The sequence below is a fragment of the Dactylosporangium sp. NPDC051541 genome (assembly GCF_044454505.1).
In the GTDB taxonomy this organism is placed as follows: domain Bacteria; phylum Actinomycetota; class Actinomycetes; order Mycobacteriales; family Micromonosporaceae; genus Dactylosporangium.
The window spans coordinates 171,398-188,765 of record NZ_JBITDU010000008.1 but is presented as its reverse complement, the minus strand read 5'-3'; the positions used below and the strand labels follow the sequence as shown (position 1 = coordinate 188,765).

17 protein-coding genes are annotated in these 17,368 nt (G+C 72.3%); 8 read left to right on the top strand and 9 right to left on the bottom strand.

All coding sequences use genetic code 11. From position 1 onward, the window contains the following. Positions 1-155 precede the first annotated feature (155 nt). The 3 genes from ACIA8L_RS32610 to ACIA8L_RS32600 all read right to left on the bottom strand — a co-directional run bounded on the left by ACIA8L_RS32610 (position 156) and on the right by ACIA8L_RS32600 (position 3,350). Positions 156-380 carry a hypothetical protein gene (locus ACIA8L_RS32610; protein ID WP_395910436.1) on the bottom strand — a complete coding sequence of 75 codons (225 nt, stop codon included), beginning with the start codon at positions 378-380 and terminating at the stop codon, positions 156-158. A 131-nt stretch (positions 381-511) separates the two neighbouring features. Then, the gene (locus ACIA8L_RS32605; RefSeq protein WP_395910435.1) at positions 512-1,780 is read right to left on the bottom strand and encodes an alpha/beta fold hydrolase; all 1,269 of its coding nucleotides are present in this window, start codon (positions 1,778-1,780) and stop codon (positions 512-514) included. Positions 1,781-1,790: 10 nt separating this feature from the next. Then, positions 1,791-3,350, bottom strand: a complete 1,560-nt coding sequence (locus tag ACIA8L_RS32600) for a CocE/NonD family hydrolase (protein ID WP_395910434.1) — start codon at positions 3,348-3,350, stop codon at positions 1,791-1,793. Between the two features lie 128 nt (positions 3,351-3,478). Between ACIA8L_RS32600 and ACIA8L_RS32595 the strand changes: the two genes are divergently transcribed. After that, entirely contained in the window at positions 3,479-3,967 is a 489-nt protein-coding gene (locus ACIA8L_RS32595; RefSeq protein WP_395910433.1) for a TetR/AcrR family transcriptional regulator, read from the top strand. Between the two features lie 230 nt (positions 3,968-4,197). Here the strand turns inward: ACIA8L_RS32595 and ACIA8L_RS32590 are convergent, their stop codons facing one another. Continuing rightward, the gene (locus ACIA8L_RS32590; protein WP_395910432.1) at positions 4,198-5,055 is read right to left on the bottom strand and encodes a fumarylacetoacetate hydrolase family protein; all 858 of its coding nucleotides are present in this window, start codon (positions 5,053-5,055) and stop codon (positions 4,198-4,200) included. Between the two features lie 102 nt (positions 5,056-5,157). Here ACIA8L_RS32590 and ACIA8L_RS32585 point away from each other — a divergent pair, with 102 nt between their 5' ends. The 3 genes from ACIA8L_RS32585 (at position 5,158) to ACIA8L_RS32575 (ending at position 8,798) form a co-directional block, all read left to right on the top strand. Beyond that, positions 5,158-6,705 (top strand): branched-chain amino acid ABC transporter substrate-binding protein, encoded by a 1,548-nt coding sequence (locus ACIA8L_RS32585; RefSeq protein WP_395910431.1) that lies wholly within the window; start codon positions 5,158-5,160, stop codon positions 6,703-6,705. 246 nt (positions 6,706-6,951) lie between these two features. Then, complete coding sequence (locus ACIA8L_RS32580) at positions 6,952-7,686, top strand: DUF2334 domain-containing protein (protein WP_395910430.1); 735 nt, start codon at positions 6,952-6,954, stop codon at positions 7,684-7,686. Continuing rightward, positions 7,683-8,798, top strand: a complete 1,116-nt coding sequence (locus ACIA8L_RS32575) for a glycosyltransferase (protein ID WP_395910429.1) — start codon at positions 7,683-7,685, stop codon at positions 8,796-8,798. Before ACIA8L_RS32580 ends, ACIA8L_RS32575 begins: the two co-directional genes overlap by 4 nt. On the opposite strand, the gene ACIA8L_RS32570 is transcribed toward ACIA8L_RS32575, so the two are convergent. Next, positions 8,795-9,667 carry a DMT family transporter gene (locus tag ACIA8L_RS32570; RefSeq protein ID WP_395910428.1) on the bottom strand — a complete coding sequence of 291 codons (873 nt, stop codon included), beginning with the start codon at positions 9,665-9,667 and terminating at the stop codon, positions 8,795-8,797. The two genes, ACIA8L_RS32575 and ACIA8L_RS32570, sit on opposite strands and share 4 nt — an antisense overlap. Before the next feature lie 71 nt (positions 9,668-9,738). Between ACIA8L_RS32570 and ACIA8L_RS32565 the strand changes: the two genes are divergently transcribed. Beyond that, positions 9,739-10,227 (top strand): molybdenum cofactor biosysynthesis protein, encoded by a 489-nt coding sequence (locus tag ACIA8L_RS32565; protein WP_395910427.1) that lies wholly within the window; start codon positions 9,739-9,741, stop codon positions 10,225-10,227. A 10-nt stretch (positions 10,228-10,237) separates the two neighbouring features. Continuing rightward, positions 10,238-10,759, top strand: coding sequence for a GNAT family N-acetyltransferase (locus ACIA8L_RS32560; RefSeq protein WP_395910426.1), 522 nt, complete (start codon positions 10,238-10,240; stop codon positions 10,757-10,759). Here the strand turns inward: ACIA8L_RS32560 and ACIA8L_RS32555 are convergent. Further along, on the bottom strand, positions 10,753-11,211 hold the full coding sequence (locus ACIA8L_RS32555; protein ID WP_395910425.1) for a hypothetical protein: 459 nt from the start codon (positions 11,209-11,211) through the stop codon (positions 10,753-10,755). The genes ACIA8L_RS32560 and ACIA8L_RS32555 overlap by 7 nt on opposite strands. Positions 11,212-11,488: 277 nt before the next feature. Here ACIA8L_RS32555 and ACIA8L_RS32550 point away from each other — a divergent pair, with 277 nt between their 5' ends. Continuing rightward, the gene (locus tag ACIA8L_RS32550; protein WP_395910424.1) at positions 11,489-12,967 is read left to right on the top strand and encodes a cellulase family glycosylhydrolase; all 1,479 of its coding nucleotides are present in this window, start codon (positions 11,489-11,491) and stop codon (positions 12,965-12,967) included. Positions 12,968-12,983: 16 nt separating this feature from the next. Here ACIA8L_RS32550 and ACIA8L_RS32545 read toward each other — a convergent pair whose 3' ends face one another. Beyond that, entirely contained in the window at positions 12,984-13,703 is a 720-nt protein-coding gene (locus tag ACIA8L_RS32545) for a nicotinamide riboside transporter PnuC (protein WP_395910423.1), read from the bottom strand. A gap of 248 nt (positions 13,704-13,951) precedes the next feature. On the opposite strand from ACIA8L_RS32545, the gene ACIA8L_RS32540 reads away from it, so the two are divergent. Next, entirely contained in the window at positions 13,952-15,229 is a 1,278-nt protein-coding gene (locus tag ACIA8L_RS32540; RefSeq protein ID WP_395910422.1) for an EAL and HDOD domain-containing protein, read from the top strand. On the opposite strand, the gene ACIA8L_RS32535 is transcribed toward ACIA8L_RS32540, so the two are convergent. Both ACIA8L_RS32535 and ACIA8L_RS32530 read right to left on the bottom strand, forming a co-directional pair. Beyond that, positions 15,207-16,511: a hypothetical protein gene (locus tag ACIA8L_RS32535; protein WP_395910421.1), complete on the bottom strand. Its 1,305-nt coding sequence runs from the start codon at positions 16,509-16,511 to the stop codon at positions 15,207-15,209. The genes ACIA8L_RS32540 and ACIA8L_RS32535 overlap by 23 nt on opposite strands. Further along, positions 16,508-17,365, bottom strand: a complete 858-nt coding sequence (locus ACIA8L_RS32530) for an ABC transporter ATP-binding protein (protein ID WP_395910420.1) — start codon at positions 17,363-17,365, stop codon at positions 16,508-16,510. Before ACIA8L_RS32530 ends, ACIA8L_RS32535 begins: the two co-directional genes overlap by 4 nt. Positions 17,366-17,368: the final 3 nt, after the last annotated feature.

Below are 17,368 nucleotides of genomic sequence, written 5' to 3'. Positions count from 1 at the left end.
CAGCGGTTCGGCTACGGCGTCCCGCGGCGGTTCGGTCGCGGCGGGCTGCGACGGCTTGTCTTCAGCGGCTGGCAGCGGTTCGGCTACGGCGTCCCGCGGCGGTTCGGTCGCGGCGGGCTGCGACGGCGTGGTCTCTGCGGGTTGTGGTGGCTCGGTCACGGCGCGGCCCGGGTGGTGGCGAGGTCGAGCGCGATGGTCCGCGAACCGGCGCCGAGCTGTGTGGTCACGGCGAGGATCAGCGCGCCGACGAGGATCGGTGCGTAGGTGCCCACGGAGAGGTACGGTACCGGGTCGCCGCTGACCGGCAGTGCGAACGCGATGCCGCGGCGGTACTCGCGGTGCGGGTCCCGCACCCGGATCTCGTTCTCGTGGCGTGTCACGGTCTCATCGTCGGTGCCATCGGCGGTCCGGGCGATCGTGGTGCCACCCGAAACCGAGGTACGGATATCCACACCACAAGGAGATCCCACATCGAGGAGATCCCGAATCGAGGATATCCCGGCCGAAGCCCTCAGACCTCGCCGCGGTTCATCGCGATGAGCCGGTCGAGGACCGCGCCGGACGTGACCCGCAGGGCGTCGTGCTCGTACTCGTTGGTGATCCAGACCCGGGCGCCGGCGATCTTCGCGGCGGTGCCGAGCGAAAGGTCGCGGTCCACGTACATGTCGTCGTAGTACACCGCCGCCGCGACCGGGACCTCGTTCGTGCCCAGACGGGCGGCGTCGTAGAGCCGGGGCCAGTGCGGCCGGGCGGCGAGCAGTTCGGCCGCCTCGCGCATCGGCGCGAGGGCCGGGTCGGTTTCGAACTGCCACGGGTAGTGCATCTCGCCGGTGAACAGGATGCGGTCGCCGGTGTCGAACTGCGGGTGCTCGGCGCGGACCCGGTGGGCGGCCCAGTTCGTGGCGCCGTCGCCCTGGCCGTAGGTGGCCTCGTGGAGCAGCGGGTACGCCGGGTTGGTGACGAAGCTCAACCTGTGCTCCACAGTGGACAGCCACGCGTCGGACAGTACCCCCGCCGACTCGAAAGCGTCCTCGGTCAAGTAGTGCAGCTCGTGGGAGCCGGTGCTGGAGCCGAGCGCCAGGCCCAGCGCCTGGAACGCCGGCAGGGTGAGGCGGCCGCCGCCGGGGAGGCGGACGTCGTGCTCGCGCAGGTGGGCGGCGATCGCGCGGACCGCGTCGACGTCCTCGGGGTAGCGGGCGTAGTGGGCGTCGTTCTTGGCCGCGACCCGCGGATATGTCGCCCGGTACACGTCCTCGGCTCGGGCCGAGAGGCCGGGCAGGCCGCCGGTGATGAGGGCCTCGCGGAGTCCTTCGGGGGCGAACGACAGGTAGGTCACGGCGCAGAAGCCGCCGAAGCTCTGGCCGAGCACCGTCCACTTCGTGCCGGCGCCGAGGAGGTGGCGGCGCAGGATTTCGGCGTCGCGGACGATGCTGTCGGCGCGGAAGTGTGCCAGGTACTCGGCCTGGGCCGGCGGGGAACCGCGCCCGGCCAGGGACTGGCGGCTGATCCGGGTCGAACGGCCGGTGCCGCGCTGGTCGAGCAGGAGCACGCGGTAGTCGTCGAGGGCGCGGTCGATCCACGAGTCGCGGCCGATCGGTCGCGGTGCCGCGCTGCCGGGGCCGCCTTGCAAGAACACGAGCCAGGGCTTTCCCGTGGTACTGGGAGCGACGACCTCGCGGGCGTATACCTGGATGGTCTCACCCGCGGGGTCGTCGTGGTCGAGCGGCACCGTCAGGAAGTGGTCGGTGAGCACGGTGCCGGGATGCCGGAACGTCGCCATGCCACCATTTCTATCGGATCGGCACGTCCACGTAGGACCCGCCGGCGACGGTGACGGTCCCGCCGAGGGTGTTCTCGTCGTAGTACAGCGGGTCGGCGGTGTCGACGACGAGGGTCAGCGAGTGCCCGGCCGGGACGTCGTACGCGGTCGCCGACAGGTTCACGTCCACCGTCCGGCTGCCGCCGGCCGTGCCCAGCCAGGTGACGGGGGCGTGGGTGATGAGCTTGGCGTTGCCGAGGGTATCGAGGTCGTAGAGGTACGCGACGACCGTCCCCTTCGCCGCGGTGCCGGTCAGGTTCAGGTGGAGCTTCGGGATGCCGCGGATCTTCGTCGGCGTCGACGGCCGCTCCGCCGCCCACACGCCCGCCCGCAGCCGGTCGACGGCGGGCAGCCAGATCTGCGGTTGCTGGCCGGTGAACGCGCCGACGCCGTTGGTCAGCAGGACGACACCGCCGTTCGCGACGGTGTCCAGGTCGCCCGGGAGCGTCTTGCTCCAGCCGGTGCCGGGGTTGCCGCCGAGCAGGCCGGTGCCGTCCAGCCAGCGGATCGAGCCGAGGCCGTAGCGCTTCGTGGCGGTGTTGAGCGCGGACCAGTTCGCATAGCGCTCCGCCCCCGCGTTCAGCGGCTGCAGCTGGACCGGCGGCTCCGCCCCGATGCCGGTGTCGACTCCGGCGAGATACTGGTCGAACCAGCGGTACAAACTGGTCCAGGCGTCGTTCGGCAGTCCCAGAATGCCGGTGAACTCGGCGATCGCGTGGTCGCCCGGGCGGAGCTCGAGGCGCTTCGGCGTCGTGAGGCGGCCGAAGAAGTCGACGAGCTGGTCCGGTGGGAAGAACGAGTCGCCCCACGCGTTCGCGATCATGACCGCGGGGCGGTTGGCGTTGATGGCGTCGAGGTACGTGGCCGCGGAGCGCGCCCGGGCCCAGGCCTGCACCTGCTCGACGTTGCGGTTGGCGTTGAAGTCGGCCAGCTTGCCGCTCAGGTCGGTGCCGGGGTGGCCGAGCAGGGTCGCGGCCAGGCTGAGCAGGCCGGCCGACTGCTGGTGGCGGGTGTTGTCGCCATACAGGCTGTAGACGAGGTCGGTCCAGCCGCTCATCATGACGACCGCGCGGATGCGGCGGTCGAACGCGGAGCCGAGCAGGCTGATCCCGGCACCGTAGGAGACCCCGGCCGCACCGATGCGGGCCGGGTCGGCGGCGGTGTTGGCGATGGTCCAGTCGATGACCTTGGACAGGTCGGCCAGGTCCTGCGGCCCGGCGGTGTCGATCTCCCCGCCGGAGGCCCACCAGCCGCGCGGGGTGTAGGAGACGACGACGTACCCGCGGTTGGCGAGGGTGTTGGCCTGGGCGAGGTACTCGAGGTCGTTAAGACCCCAGCTGGACGGGAAGACGATCGCGGGATGCCGGCCGGCCGTGGCGGGGGCGACGACGTTGGCCTTGAGGTCGACGCCACCATCTCCGGTGATGTCGACGAACCTCGTCATCGGGGCGGCGGCGGCCTGGGCCTGGGCGGGGGCTTGGAGGGTGACCGCGGCCAGCACGGCCACGGCGATGGCGGAAAGGGCTTTCATACGCACTCTCCTGGCGGGGGTGGCGCGCGCAAGTTGGGTGGCGGCAGCGTAGGAGCCCGTTCCGAGAATTTGAAGCTCGTGACATTATCATTACCGGCCGGTAACATGCCCTGGTTGAGGAGGGTGCCGTGCTCTACGGAGCCCCGACGCCGCGGCGACGCGACGCCCAGCGCAACCGCACGGCGATCGTGCGCGTGGCCAGTGAGCTGATGTTGCGCCACACCGGTGTGCTGATGCCGGAGATCGCCCGCCGGGCCGGGGTCGGGCAGGCCACCCTGTATCGCCACTTCCGCGACCGGCCGGCCCTGATCGCGGCCGTCGTCGACGACCAGGTGGAGCGGCTCGCGGCCGTGATCGACGCCGGCTCGTGCACCTTTCGCGAGGTCCTGGTCGCGGCCCTGCGCATGTACGCCGGAGTCCGCCCACTGCTCGGCGGCCGCGACCGGCTCGATCACCGGCTCGGCCTGGCCCTGGCCCCGGTGCTGCGCCGCGCACAGGAACAGGGCCAGGTCCGCCCGGATCTGACCCCGGCCGACCTGACCCTGCTCTTCGCGATGCTGTCCGCAGCGGACCCCGAGCGCTCGATCGCGCTCCTACTCGACGGAGTATGTCGTTAGCGCCTGTTTCACAGCTAAGGCAGGGCTGCGGCGGGCCCAGATCCCTCGCCCAGGCCGGTCCGGCGACGCTGCGCCGGCCGGCCCGCCCCAGGCGCTGCGCCCACATCGCGAAAGGCCGGATACAACCCGGTATCCGGCCTCCCACGCTGCGCACGCAGCGCCTTGGCTGGGCCGACCGGCGAAGCACTGTCGGGCCAGCCTGGGCGAGAAATCTGGACTCCGCCTCGCTCCTACCCCAGCTGTGAAACAGACGCTAGCGTCTGCCGCTGCCGGCCGAGGCCCTCGATCTCCATCTCCATGACGTCCCCGGCCCGCAGGTACGGCTGGCCCGGCAGGCCCAGCGCCACCCCGGCCGGCGTCCCGGTGTTAATGACGTCGCCCGGGTACAGCACCATGAACTGGCTGACGTACCAGACCAGGTGCTCGACCCCGAAGATCATGTCGGCCGCGACCTCGTCCTGGCGGGCCTCCCCGTTGACCCAGGACCGCAGCCGCAGCTTCGGCACGTCGACGGCGTCGCCGGTCACCAGCCACGGGCCGAGCGGGTTGAACGTCTCGCAGTTCTTGCCCTTGTCCCACTGGCCGAGCCGCTCGAGCTGGAACGCCCGCTCGGAGACGTCGTTGCTGACCGCGTAGCCGGCGATGAAGTCCTTGGCGTCGTCGGAGCTCTCGAGGTAGCGCGCCGTGCGCCCGATGACGATCGCGAGCTCGACCTCCCAGTCGGTCTTGACGCTGTCCTTCGGGATGCGCACGTCGTCGTCGGGCCCCACGACGGTGTCGGCCGCCTTGAGGAAGATGATCGGCTCGGTCGGCGGCTCGGCCCCCGACTCCCGCGCGTGCTTGGCGTAGTTCTGCCCGATGCAGACGACCTTGCCGATGCCCGCGACCGGCGCCCCGACCCGGGTCCCGGCCGGCACGTCGAGCCGCGGCAGCGTGTCGAGCGCCGCGCGGACCCGCTCGATCCCGCCCCCGCCGAGGAACGCCCCGTCGATGTCCCCGGTGATGCCGGTGAGGTCGAGGTACGAGCCGTCGTCGGCGACCACCACGGGCCGCTCGGCACCGACGGCCCCGAGTCGCGCAAGTCTCATGGCGGCCAAGCTATGTCGCCCGCGAGAAATTGGTCAAGCCGCAGCGATCGGACGAATCGAGCGCCGGTCATGGGCCTTGAGGCCGGCATCTACCGTGGTCGCATGGAGCTGCCCGACGGTCGGTTGCCGGAGTCGTTCGGCAAGCAGCCCTTCCCCGAGCCGAAGCCCTTCGAGATCCCGGCCCCCGCCGCACCGCCCACCGCCGAACCGCCGGCCGAACCGGTGCCCGAGCCGGCGGCCGATCCGGCCATGAAGCCAGCCCGGAAGAAGGCGCCGGCCAAGCCGGCCCCGGAGAAGCTGCCGGCCAAGCCGGCCCCGGAGAAGGCGCCGGCCAAGCCGGGCCCGCGCGGCCCGATCCGGCCGCCCGCGAAGCCGGTCCCGAAGCCGCCCGCGAAGCGGGTCCCGAAGCCGGCCGCCAAGCCGGTCCGGCCCCCGGCGCGGCGCGAGGCCGACTCGAGGACCACGTCGATCGGCTTCGCGGTGGCTCTCGTGCTGGCCGTGATCTGCTCCGTCGCGTCGTACTTCACGCGGCAGGAGCGCGAGAACGGCGAAACCGACACCGCCGTCCCGCCCTCGCGGGCGGCCGAGCTGGCGGCCGGGGCCGGCTGCCCGGCGCTCGGCTTCATCGGCGCGAACGTGCTCGGCAAGGACGGCAGCGACGCGGTGCGGGCGGTGCGGATGGCGGTGGAGGAGCACAACTCCCGCACCAACTCCTCGTGCAAGGTCCGGCTCATCGAGGCCGATGCCGGCCACGGCAGTCAGGCCGAGCTCCGGGCCGCCGTCGCGAAGTTCACCAGCGACGACATCGTGGGTGTCGTCGGGCCGCTGCGCTCCGCCGACGTGGCCCTCGCCGGCTACGACCTGGACTCGGCGGGCCTGCCGTTCGTCACCCCGTCGGCGGGCGACCCGGCCGTGTCGACCCGCAACCTCAAGACGTTCCATCGGCTGTACCCGAGCGACCTCGACGTTACCGACGCCGCCGCCCGCCTGCTCGGCACCCGGCTGAACGCGCGCCGGGTGCTGATCGTGCGGCACGCGGCCGAGGGTGAGCTGAAGATGGCCGAGCGGATGCGCGCGAGCGGCGAGGTGTCCGTCGTCGCGACCGTGTCGATCGACGTCGGCACCACCGACTTCGGCGCGGTGGCGCGCGAGGCCGAGGAGCTCGACGTCGATTCGGTGTTCTTCACGGGGTACGCCACCGAGGCCGCCGATCTCGCGAAGGCCCTGCGGCAGGCCGGGTTCACCGGCCCGCTGGTCGGGGGCGACGCGCTGCTGGACGAGGACTACGCGGTGCCGGTCGGCGCGGCGGGTGACAACACGTTCGCGCTGTGCGGCTGCGGTGAGCCCCGCGACGCCGTGTTCGCGAAGGCGTTCCTGGCGAAGCACCAGGAGTCACCGGGCCGATACGCGGCGGGGGCGTACGACGCGGCCAACCTCCTGCTCGGCATCATCGGCCAGCGCGTCATGACCCGCGGTGGCGTGCAGGAGTCACTCCATCACGGACCGTTCACGCTGACCCAGGGCCAGTTCGCGTTCACGGCCACCGGGGACCTCGAACCGGCGTCAGTTTCCGTCAACGTGTACCGCCCCGGCACCGGCAGCATCGGCAAGCCCGCGATGCTGCCACTGACCGCGATCCGGCTGGTCTAGGCGACGGACGAGGACATGTCTGGTTCACGAATGCGATCGCGGATGTTCATCGATCCGATCGTGACGTGCGCCGCATTGTTCCGTGGCGGGTGGTCGCGGTCCCAGGGCGGTGTGCGGCACGTGCTAACGTCCGGCGACAGGTACCCCGACTCGGCGCGGCACCGCCGCCTTGACCAGGTGTGATGGGCGTAGATGACGACTGGTGAACCGTCCGCGGACGACTCTGGCGGACCACGAGAGCCGTTGATGGTGGTCAGCATCCACGACGTCGCTCCGGCGACCGCCGAGGAGACCGCGCGGTGGTGTGCCGACGCCGACACGCTCGGCATTCCGGTGTCACTCCTGGTGATCCCCGGACCCTGGCGCGGCATGTCCCTCGCCGAGCACGGTGACTACGCGGAGGTACTGCACGCCCGCGCCCAGCACGGCGACGAACTCGTCCTGCACGGCTGGTGCCACCAGGCCGGACCCGAGGGGCGGGCGGTGCGCCGGGCCGTCGGGAAGGCCGTGGCCCGCGGCGCCGCCGAGTTCGCCGCGCTCGACGAGCAGCAGGCCGGGCGGCGCCTCACCGATGCCAAGGCCGTCCTGGACAGCCTCGGGCTGCGGACCGCCGGCTTCACCCCGCCGGGCTGGCTCGCCTCGCCGGCCGCCGAACGGGCCCTGGCCGGCGCCGGGTTCCGATACACCACGGACCACTTCGGCGTGAAGGACCTGCGCGGCGCCCGGGCCGCCCGCGCCCGCCGCGGCTTCGCGCTCTCCCACCGCCCCGGCGGCACCGGCGAGCGGCTCGGCGCGGCCGTCCTGCGGGCCGGCGCGGCCTGGGCCACCCGCCGCCGCGGCCTGGTCCGGGTCGCCCTGCACCCCGATGATCTGCACCGCCCCGGCCTGCGCGACGACACGCTGCGGGCCATCGAGGGCGCGCTCAAGGCCGGGGCCCGCGCCACCACCTACGGCGCCGTCCTCGACGCGGCGGCATCGTGAAGATCGTCCAGCTCGCCAACTTCTACACGCCGGTCTCCGGTGGCCTGCGCACCTGCGTCGAGCAGACCGGGCGCGGCTACATCGCGGCCGGCCACGAGCGCGTCACGCTGGTGCCCGGCACCGAGGACCGCGACATCACCTTCCCCGACGGCCGGCACCTCACGGTCCGCAGCCCGCTGCTGCCCGGCTCCGGCGGCTACCGCGTCCTCACCGCCCGGGCCCGGGTGTGCGCGCTCCTGGACAAGGTCGAGCCGGACGTGCTCGAGGCCAACGACAAGCTGAGCATCGCCTGGCTGTCGCCGTGGGCGCGCAGCCGTGGAGTACCGCTGATCCTGGTCTCGCACGAGCGCATCAACGCCATCCTGCGCACCCGGGTGCCGCGCTGGTTCCCGCTCGACTCGGCCGCCACCGCCGCCAACCGCCGCCTGCACCGCCTCGTCGACCACATCGTGCTGGCCTCGGCCTTCTCCGCCGCCGAGTTCGAGGTCTTCGGCCGGGAGAAGATCCACCGCGTGCCGCTCGGCGTCGACCTGGAGACCTTCCGGCCGGTTTCGGCGGCAACACCGGCCCGCGACGACGTCCGCCTCGTCACCGTCACCCGCCTGTCGACGGAGAAGCACCCCGACCTGTCCATCGAGGCCGTCCGGGAGCTGCGCCGCCGCGGCATCCCGGCCTCCCTCGACGTCATCGGCACCGGTCCGCTCCAGCGCCGCCTGGCCAAGCTCGCCGACGGCCTCCCGGTCCGCTTCCACGGCCACGTCGCCGAGCGCAACCGGCTGGCCGAGCTCGTCTCCTCCGCCGACGTGTCGCTGTCCCCGTCGCCCGCCGAGACGTTCGGGCTGGCCACCCTCGAGTCCCTGGCCTGCGGCGTGCCGGTGGTCGTCCCGTCCGAGGGCGCGGCCCGCGAGCTGATCATGAAGCCGGAGTCGGGCCGGGTCACCGACGGCACCCCGCGGGGCCTCGCCGACGGCGTGGAGTCGCTGCTGAGCGCCCCGGCCGAACGCCGCCGGGCCGACGCCCGGGCCGTCGCCGAGCAGTTCCCGTGGTCGGCCACCGTCAACGGCCTGCTGGAGGTGTTCGCCACCGCCACCAACCGGCAGAAAGTGCCTTAGACAACCGCGGCGGGGGTACGGTCCTGAACCCGGGCGGCGGCCAGGAGCGCCACGCCGGCGATGAGCAGGGCGATGACCACGAGCTGGCTCCACGGGAACCACAGGGCGCCACGCCAGCCCGCGTGGAACACGCTCGCGTCGAACACGGCACTGGCCAGGGGGTCGGCGATGCTGATCGCGGTCAGCGCCGTCGGCAGCGAGCCGGCCGCGAACGCGTCCTGGGTCAGCAGGCCGCTCGCCGTCGTCGACGCGATCAGGCCGAGGGTGGCCCAGTCGCCGGTGAGGCCCCAGACGCCGTCGTTGGACAGGGTGTCGGCGACCAGGACGACGAACACGGCGGTCAGGCACGTGCACACCCCGGCCGCGACGCCCGCGAGCGCGCCGCGGACCTTGGCCTCGGCCCGGGTCGGCAGCAGGTGCGCGAGGGCGATGAACAGCACCATCACGCCCGCGGCGATCCCGACGGCGGGGCCGACGTCGTCCCGGGCGAGGGTGTGCGGCACCGACGGGCGGGCCACGACCAGCAGCGCCAGCCCGGAGCAGACCAGGCCGGTGCCGATCCAGGCCTTGGCCGGCGGGTGGCGGATGGTGAGCATCGCGAACAGCAGCTGCGACACCAGCAGCGCCTGCACGACCGTGAGCGAGCCGAGGTGCAGCGCGACGGCGTGCGCGGCGAACGCGAACACGTTGAGCACCCAGCCGGCCAGCCACCAGCGGTCCTTCACCAGCCGGCGCAGCAGCAGGAACAGCCGCACCGGCAGTGCCCGGTCGTGAACGTCGGGGTTGGCCCGCCGGGCCGCGCGCTGCTGCATCGCCGCCGAGGTGGCGAACATGGCGGCGGCGATGACCGACAGCACGACGGCAGACATGATCAGGCTTTCTACCCGAGCCCGGCGACGCCCCGGCGACCGGGGTGTGGCCGGCGGTGTTCAATCGTCGCGTGGCCGCGATCGTCGAACTGCTCGCCTCGCCCGTGCACCGCCTCGAAGGGCGGCCGCAGGACGGGCCCGCGCCGGCCCCGCCGGGGGAGCTGGTCGACCACATCCGGCTGCGGGCCGGCCTGGGCGTCGTCGGCGACCGCTACTTCGGCAAGCCCGCCCACCGCGACGCCAGTGTGACCGTCATGGCGCGGGAGTGGCTGCCGCCCGGCGCGGGGCTGGCGCATTCCCGACGGAACATTCTGGTCGCCGGCATCGCGGTGGACGATCTGGTGGGGACGATCCTCACCCTCGACTCCGGTGACGGTCCGGTCCGGTTGCAGGTCAAGCGCCGGGCCAATCCGTGCGCGTGGATGGATAACACGATCGGGCCGGGGGCGTTCAAGGCGCTGCGGGGCCACGGCGGGGTCAGGTGTACGCCGCTCGATGACGGATTGTTGCGTGTGGGCCCGGTCACGTACACGGTCACAAGCACTGGGTCTCAGTCTTAGACTCAGCTCCATGCTCATCCGGCCATGGCAGACGGGCGACGAGCACCTGGTCGCGGGGGCCGAACGGCACCTGTCTGCGCGCAGCATCGACCGGCGCTTCCTCGTCGGCAGCGGCGGCCGCCTGCCCGCGTTCTACCTGCGCCACATCGCCGCCGGCGCCCGCCCCGAGTGGGACGCGCAGGTCGCGGTCGAGGGCGGGGAGCTGTGCGGGTGGGCCGAGTACGGCCGCCGCCCCGCCGGCTCACCGGCCGCCGACCTGGCCGTGCTCGTCGCCGACCCGTGGCAGCGCACCGGCCTGGCCACCGTGCTCATCCGGGCCCTGGTGCACCGCATGATCGCGGCCGGGGTCCGCACCATCGAGGCCGACGTGTCCGGCGCCAACGCGGCCAGCCACGGCCTGATCCGGGCGCTCGCGGGGGAGGACCAGTCGCCCTCCTACGGCGACGGGCTGCTCCACTACGCGTTCGACCTCTCGCTGGTACCCCCGCCGCAGTTCATGACCGAGCAGGCCGCGCACCGGGCCGCTCAGTAGGCGGCGAAGGCGGCCCAGTCGACGAGGCGGCCCTCGAAGTCGCCGCCGTCCTTGAGCACGCCGGCCACGCCGTCGCGCAGCGGGGTGCTCATCTCGCGCAGCTGGGTCGCGACGAGGGGCTCGAACATGGCCGGTTGGAGGCGCCACCACCAGGCGATCAGGTGCTCGGGGCCGTAGCGGGCCGGCTCCGCCAGCAGGTCGCGCCACTCGGCCCGCAGCATCGGGTACTCCTGCGGCAGCCGCTCCAGCACCCCGAACCAGTTGCCCCAGCTGACCACCATGAACAGCCGCAGCCGGTCGCGGGCCCAGCGCAGCGCGGCCACGTTCCCGGCCGCTCCGGCGTCGCGCAGGACACCGGCCAGGTACTCGGCCACGACCAGGCCGGCCGCCTCGACGTCGGCGGGCCCGCGCCGGCGGATGGCTTCGCGCAGGACGAGGAGCTCATCGGACACGGCTCATTGTGCGCAGAGCTGACTCCGGCATCACATCGACGTTCGGCCGCCCCATTCCGGGTCGGCGCCGGCGCGGCGTGGCGAATGGCGCACAAACGGTCGAAGCGCTTCGAGCTGAATATTTCAGTCTGTGTGCTTGATGAAGTCGCTGGTCAAGGTGTGTTCTCTGGCGCGGTCAAGTTCGTGGCATTTGAGCGGGTGCGTCGTGGCGCGTGACGATCCTGACCCCGGGCGAGCCAGCCGTCCGGGTTCGTCGTACCCGGAGGAAACAATCGACATGAGCCTGCTCAAACGCCTGCCGCGCGGCCGGACCCTCGGGGTCGCCGGCGCTGTCGGGGCCCTCGTGGCCGGCGGCCTGATTCTCGCGCCGATGGTGAACGCGTCCGCCGCCGCGGGCTGCCGCGTCACGTACACCGCCAACCAGTGGCCCGGCGGCTTCACCGGGAGCATCGCGGTCACCAACCTCGGCGACCCGGTCAGCTCGTGGACGCTCGGGTGGACGTTCCCCGACGCCGGGCAGAAGGTCGTGCAGGGCTGGTCGGCGACGTTCGCGCAGAGCGGTTCCGCCGTCACCGCCAAGAGCCTGGACTACAACGGCAGCCTGGCCACCAACGCGTCCACGAGCATCGGCTTCAACGGCAGCTGGACGAGCGCCAACCCCAGCCCGTCGGCGTTCACGCTCAACGGCGTCACCTGCACCGGCTCGGTCAGCACGCCCACGCCGACCACCCAGTCGCCGACGCCGAGCAAGTCGCCCAGCACGTCGCCCAGCACGTCGCCGACGCCGACCAAGAGCCCGAGCACCCCGCCGCAGGGTACGACCCCCCTCGCCATCAACGGGCAGCTGCACGTGTGCGGCGTGAATCTCTGCAACCAGTACAACAAGGCCATCCAGCTGCGCGGCATGAGCACGCACGGCATCCAGTGGTTCGCGTCCTGCGTCAACGGCAGCTCGCTGGACGCCCTCGCCAACGACTGGAAGGCCGACCTGCTGCGCATCGCCATGTATGTGCAGGAGCAGGGCTACGAGACCAACCCGTCGGGCTTCACGGCCCAGGTCAACAACTACGTCGACCTGGCCGAGGCCCGCGGCATGTACGCGATCATCGACTTCCACACGCTGACCCCCGGTGACCCGAACTACAACCTCGACCGGGCCAAGACGTTCTTCGCGTCCGTCGCGCAGCGCAACGCGAACAAGAAGAACGTCATCTACGAGATCGCCAACGAGCCCAACGGCGTGAGCTGGCAGGGCATCAAGAGCTACGCGGAGCAGGTCATCCCCGTCATCCGGGCGGCCGACCCGGACGCGATCGTCATCGTGGGCACCCGCGGCTGGTCCTCGCTCGGCGTGTCCGACGGCTCCAGCGAGCAGGAGATCGTCAGCAACCCGGTGAACGCGACGAACATCATGTACACGTTCCACTTCTACGCGGCGTCGCACAAGGACAACTACCGCACCGTCGTGGCCCGCGCGGCCCGCACGCTGCCGCTGTTCGTCACCGAGTTCGGCACCGTCAGCGCCACCGGCGGCGGCGCGCTCGACCTGTCCAGCACCACCGCGTGGCTCGACCTGCTCGACCAGAACAAGATCAGCTACGCGAACTGGACATACTCCGACGCGAACGAGAGCAGCGCGGCGTTCAAGCCGGGCACGTGCGCGGCCGGTTCGTACACCAACGCCAACTCGCTGAGCGAGTCCGGCACCTACCTGCGCAACCGCGTCCGCACCGCGGACAACTTCCCGACCGGCTGAGCCGCTCAGGAAGTCGTCACGCAGGCCCCAGCGCCGGCTCCGCCAGCCGGCGCTGGGGCCGCTCCCGGCGAGAGATCCGCAGCCAGACCACGAACCCCCAGATCACGAAGCCGGCGTACACGGCGTACAGCACCGCCGACGGGTAGTAGCGGAAGTGCAGCAGCTCCGGCACGCCGACCAGGTCGACCGCGATCCAGCAGAGCCAGAAGTCGACCCAGCCCCGGGCCATCGCATACGTCGCCGCGATCGAGCCGACGAAGATCCAGGAGTCGGCCAGGTAGTACCACCACGGCACCGGGAACCCGGCCCCCACCGCCCGGAACACAAAGAAACACGCGACGACCAGGGCCAGCGAGGCGGTCAACAGGGCGAGCCGTTCCACAGACGAAGCCCATTTCGGGTGTACTGCCGGTCCGCCCGCCGCATCACGTGTCCGCCGCCAGCGCCACCAGCCGTACACGCTGGTCAGCACGAAGAAGACCTGCCGGGACGCCTGCCCGTAGAGCGGTGTCGTCCCCGCCCCGTTCCCAGCCGCCTGCCCGATGAACACGGTGAACAGCAGCACGTTGCCGAGGATCCCCACCGGCCACGCCCACACGCTGCGGCGCAGCCCGAAGAGCGCCGACGCCAGCCCGAACGCGTTGCCCACGATCTCCCGGTAGCTGATCGACTGCCCGGCGGTGACCTGCCAGTGCGCGTCGTAGAAGCGGTCGATCAACTCCTGGAACCAGTGCACCAGCCGCACGGTACACCCGAAGCGATTTTGGCTCGTGCAGTGGAACGGGATGGAACGCCGCTCTCAATGGAGTCCGGTCTGCTTCTGACCCGGCACGGCGGCCCGCTTTCGGAACCACCCGCCTCGATGCCCGGCGTCGGCACCGGATCCGCCGGTGGCCCCTCCGGTTGACTCGGAGCCGGGCCACCGGCCGGGCATTTTGTCGGTTTTCGGGGTATTGGGGCGGCGAGCGGCCGAGAATCGGACGGGTGGAGGACACCATCGCCGGTTCCGCGGCGCACGTCGGGCGGCAGCCGATCTACGACCGCGAAGGCGCCGTCGTCGCCTACGAGCTGCTGTTCCGGGCCGGCACCGACTCCTCGACGGCGGCCCGGATCGACGAGCACGCGACGGCCCGGGTCCTCGTGGCCGCGTTCACCGAGTTCGGCGTCGAGGAGCTCGCCGGCGGCAAGGTCTGCTTCCTCAACGTGACGAAGGAGTTCCTCACCGGCCGGCTCCCGCTGCCGTTCGACTACAGCCAGGCCGTCCTCGAGGTCCAGGGTGGCGTCGAGGTCGACGAGAACCTCGTCGCCGGGCTGACCGTGCTGGCGGAGCGCGGCTACACGATCGCCATCGACCACTTCGTGCGCGGCGGGCCCCGCGAGGTCCTGCTGCCGCTCGTCACGTACGTCAAAGTCGACATGCTGGCCGCCGACGAGGCCGCGGTCCGGGCGAGCGTCGAGGTGTGCCGGCGGTTCAACCACGTCGAGCTGGTGGCCGTCCGCCTGGAGAGCGCGGAGTCGCTGCGGCTCGCCTTCGAGCTCGGGTTCGACCTGTTCCAGGGCCACATCCTGGGCCGCCCGCACGTCGACTCGACGGTCGCGGTGACCCCCGGCCGCCTGGCCCGGCTGCGCGTCCTGGCCACGCTCACCGCCGACGACGTGAACCTCGACGAGGTGGTGGCCCTGGTCAGCCAGGACGCCGGCCTGTCGATGCGGGTGCTGCGGGCCACCAACGCGGCCACGTTCGGCCTGACCCGCACGGTGACGTCGGTGCGGGAGGCGATCGTCGCGATGGGCCTCAACCGGCTGCGCCAGTGGGTGACGCTGATGCTCGTCTCCGACCTCACCACCGCCGACCACGAGCAGCTCATCCGCATGCTGGTCCGGGCCCGGCTCTGCCAGCTGCTGGCCGGCTCGGCCGACTTCCCGGCCGCGACCGGCCGGGGCGACACGGCGTACCTGGGCGGCCTGCTGTCCGCGGTCGCCGACCACTTCGCGCTCCCGGTCGACCGCATCGTCGCCGGCCTGCCCCTGGACGCCGAACTGCTCCTGGCCCTGCGCCGCGGCGAGGGCCCACTGGGCGAGGTCCTGCACGCCGCCCGCTCCTACACCGACCCAGACTCCGAGGACGACCACGTGGAGCCGGGCGTGATCGTCGCCGCCTACCTCTCGGCGCTGCGCTGGACCAACGCCATCCTCGGCGAGCTGGGCCCGGAGATCCCGGACCGCGCCGAGGAGCGCATCAAGGCCCTGACCGCTGTGTGAGCCGGCGCAGAGCCGTTCCGGTCAGCGGCACCAGCCAGCCCGCCAGCACGGCCAGGCCGACCAGCGCCTCCGGCGGACCGGTCGCATCCCAGGTCCGCACGATCCAGTACGTCGGCAGCGGGGCCAGCCACCAGCCGGTCGCGCCGCTCAGCCACCAGCCGGCGATCGGGAGATACACCGGCACGGCCAGGACCTTGTCGGCGGTCGCCCCCTGGACCCTGGTCCGGGCGACGGCGAGGGTGGCCACGGTGACCAGGGGCGCGACCGGCACGGCGAGGGCGATCGCGGCGGTGGCGGAGGCCGGCACGAGCCCGGACAGCGGCGCGGCGACCGCGAGACCGGCCGCGCTCAGCAGCGTGACGGCGACGAGCCGCCGGGCCAGATACCGCGGAATCCCCAGCGGCGACGTGTGCACGATCCGCAGGGCCCCGTCCTCGAGGTCGTCGAGGATGACGAGCGCCCCGGTCATACCGAACGACATCGGCACGTGTACCGCCACCGCGCCGATCGCCAGCACGGGCCCGTAGGGTGCCAGGTCGACGCCGCGGGTGGCCCGGAACCAGGCGGCGAACGGTGGCCAGCCGAACCGCAGCGCGAGCGCCAGCAGCAGCGGGCTCAGCGCGATCACGACGGGCAGGTCGACGGCTGTTTTTGCCCGCCGTCCGATGCTCCCCGGCCGGCGCGCCGCCACCCCGGCGGCGACCGCGGCGACCAGGGCCAGGTATGCGAGCGCTGCCGGTTGCGGCCGATGCGGATCGATGATGAGCTCGAGCGCTCCGGTGGTCGGGACCGCGTACCAGAGCGGGCCGTGCAGCAGCCCGATCGACACCGCGAGGGGGACGGCCAGCAGCAGCACCATCGGCAACGGCAGCGCCACCATGAAGGCCACGAAGCCGTCGCGCCGCGCGGCCACCGCCATGGCCACGCCGAGCAGCAGCACGCAGGACAGCGCCACCGCCGGCAGTGCCGTGAGGCTCTTCTGGATCAGGGCGGCCCCGGCCGTCGTCACCACCGTGAGCGGGACGATCCGGGCCGCCACCCGGGCGAACGCCCGCGTCGGGGTCACGGCGAGCGCGGCGTCGATGCCGGTGGCCCGGTCGCTGATCGTCAGGGCGCCGGCGTAGAGGGTGCCGACGGTGACGGTGTCGACGAAGATCACATAGGGCGCCGCCGGTGGCCACAGTGCCACCAGCCCGGACCAGATCGCGGCCAGGCCCAGGATGACCGCCGGGATGCCCTGCCGCCACTGGGTGCGCAGTTCGAGGGCGAGCAGGGCGGTCATGGTGTGGTTCGGGTGACGGCGATGAAGACGTCGGCGAGGGCGGCTTCCCGCGTGTGTACCGTCCGCACGTCGCCGGTCGCGAGCAGTGCGATCAGGCCGGGGTCGTTCGGTGCCGGGAAATCGGCGGTCTTGAGCCGGCCGTGCTCGGCGTACTCGGCCACGACCGAGGGGGCGCCGTACGCCCGGCGGAGGTTGCGGGGCGTGTCGAGCGCCACGATCGCGCCGGCGCGCATGAACGCGACGCGAGTGCACAGCTCCTCGACGGCCGGCATGTCGTGCGTGGTGAGCAGGACGGTGCGGCCGGCCTCGGCCTGGGTCCGGATCACGGCGCGCACGGCGGCCGCACCGGCCGGGTCGAGGCCGGAGGTCGGCTCGTCGAGGAACAGGGCGTCGGGGCGGTGGAGCATGGCCCGGGCCAGGTTGAGGCGCATCTTCATGCCTTTGGAGAACGTCGCCGCCCGCTGATCGGCGGCGTGCTCCAGCCCGACCGCGGCCAGAGCCTCCGCGGGTGTCATCGTCGGCCGGCGGAACAGCTTCGCGAACGCGGCGAGGTTCTCGCGGGCGGTGAGGCGGGGGAAGTAGGCGGGCAGCTCGAAGCCGACGCCGATGCGCTCGTAGAGATCCCGGCCGTAGTCGCCGACGGGCCGGCCGAGGACTTCGGCGGCGCCGCTGAACTCGCGGTGCTGGCCGGTGAGCACCTTCTGCGTGGTGGACTTGCCGGCGCCGTTCGGTCCGAGCAGGCCGAAGACCTCGCCCGGAGCAACGGCGAGGTCGATGCCGTCGACGGCGTTGTGCGGGCTGCGGGAGTACCGAATCCGCAGCTTCTCCGCTCGTATGGCGAATTTCTGCATCATGAT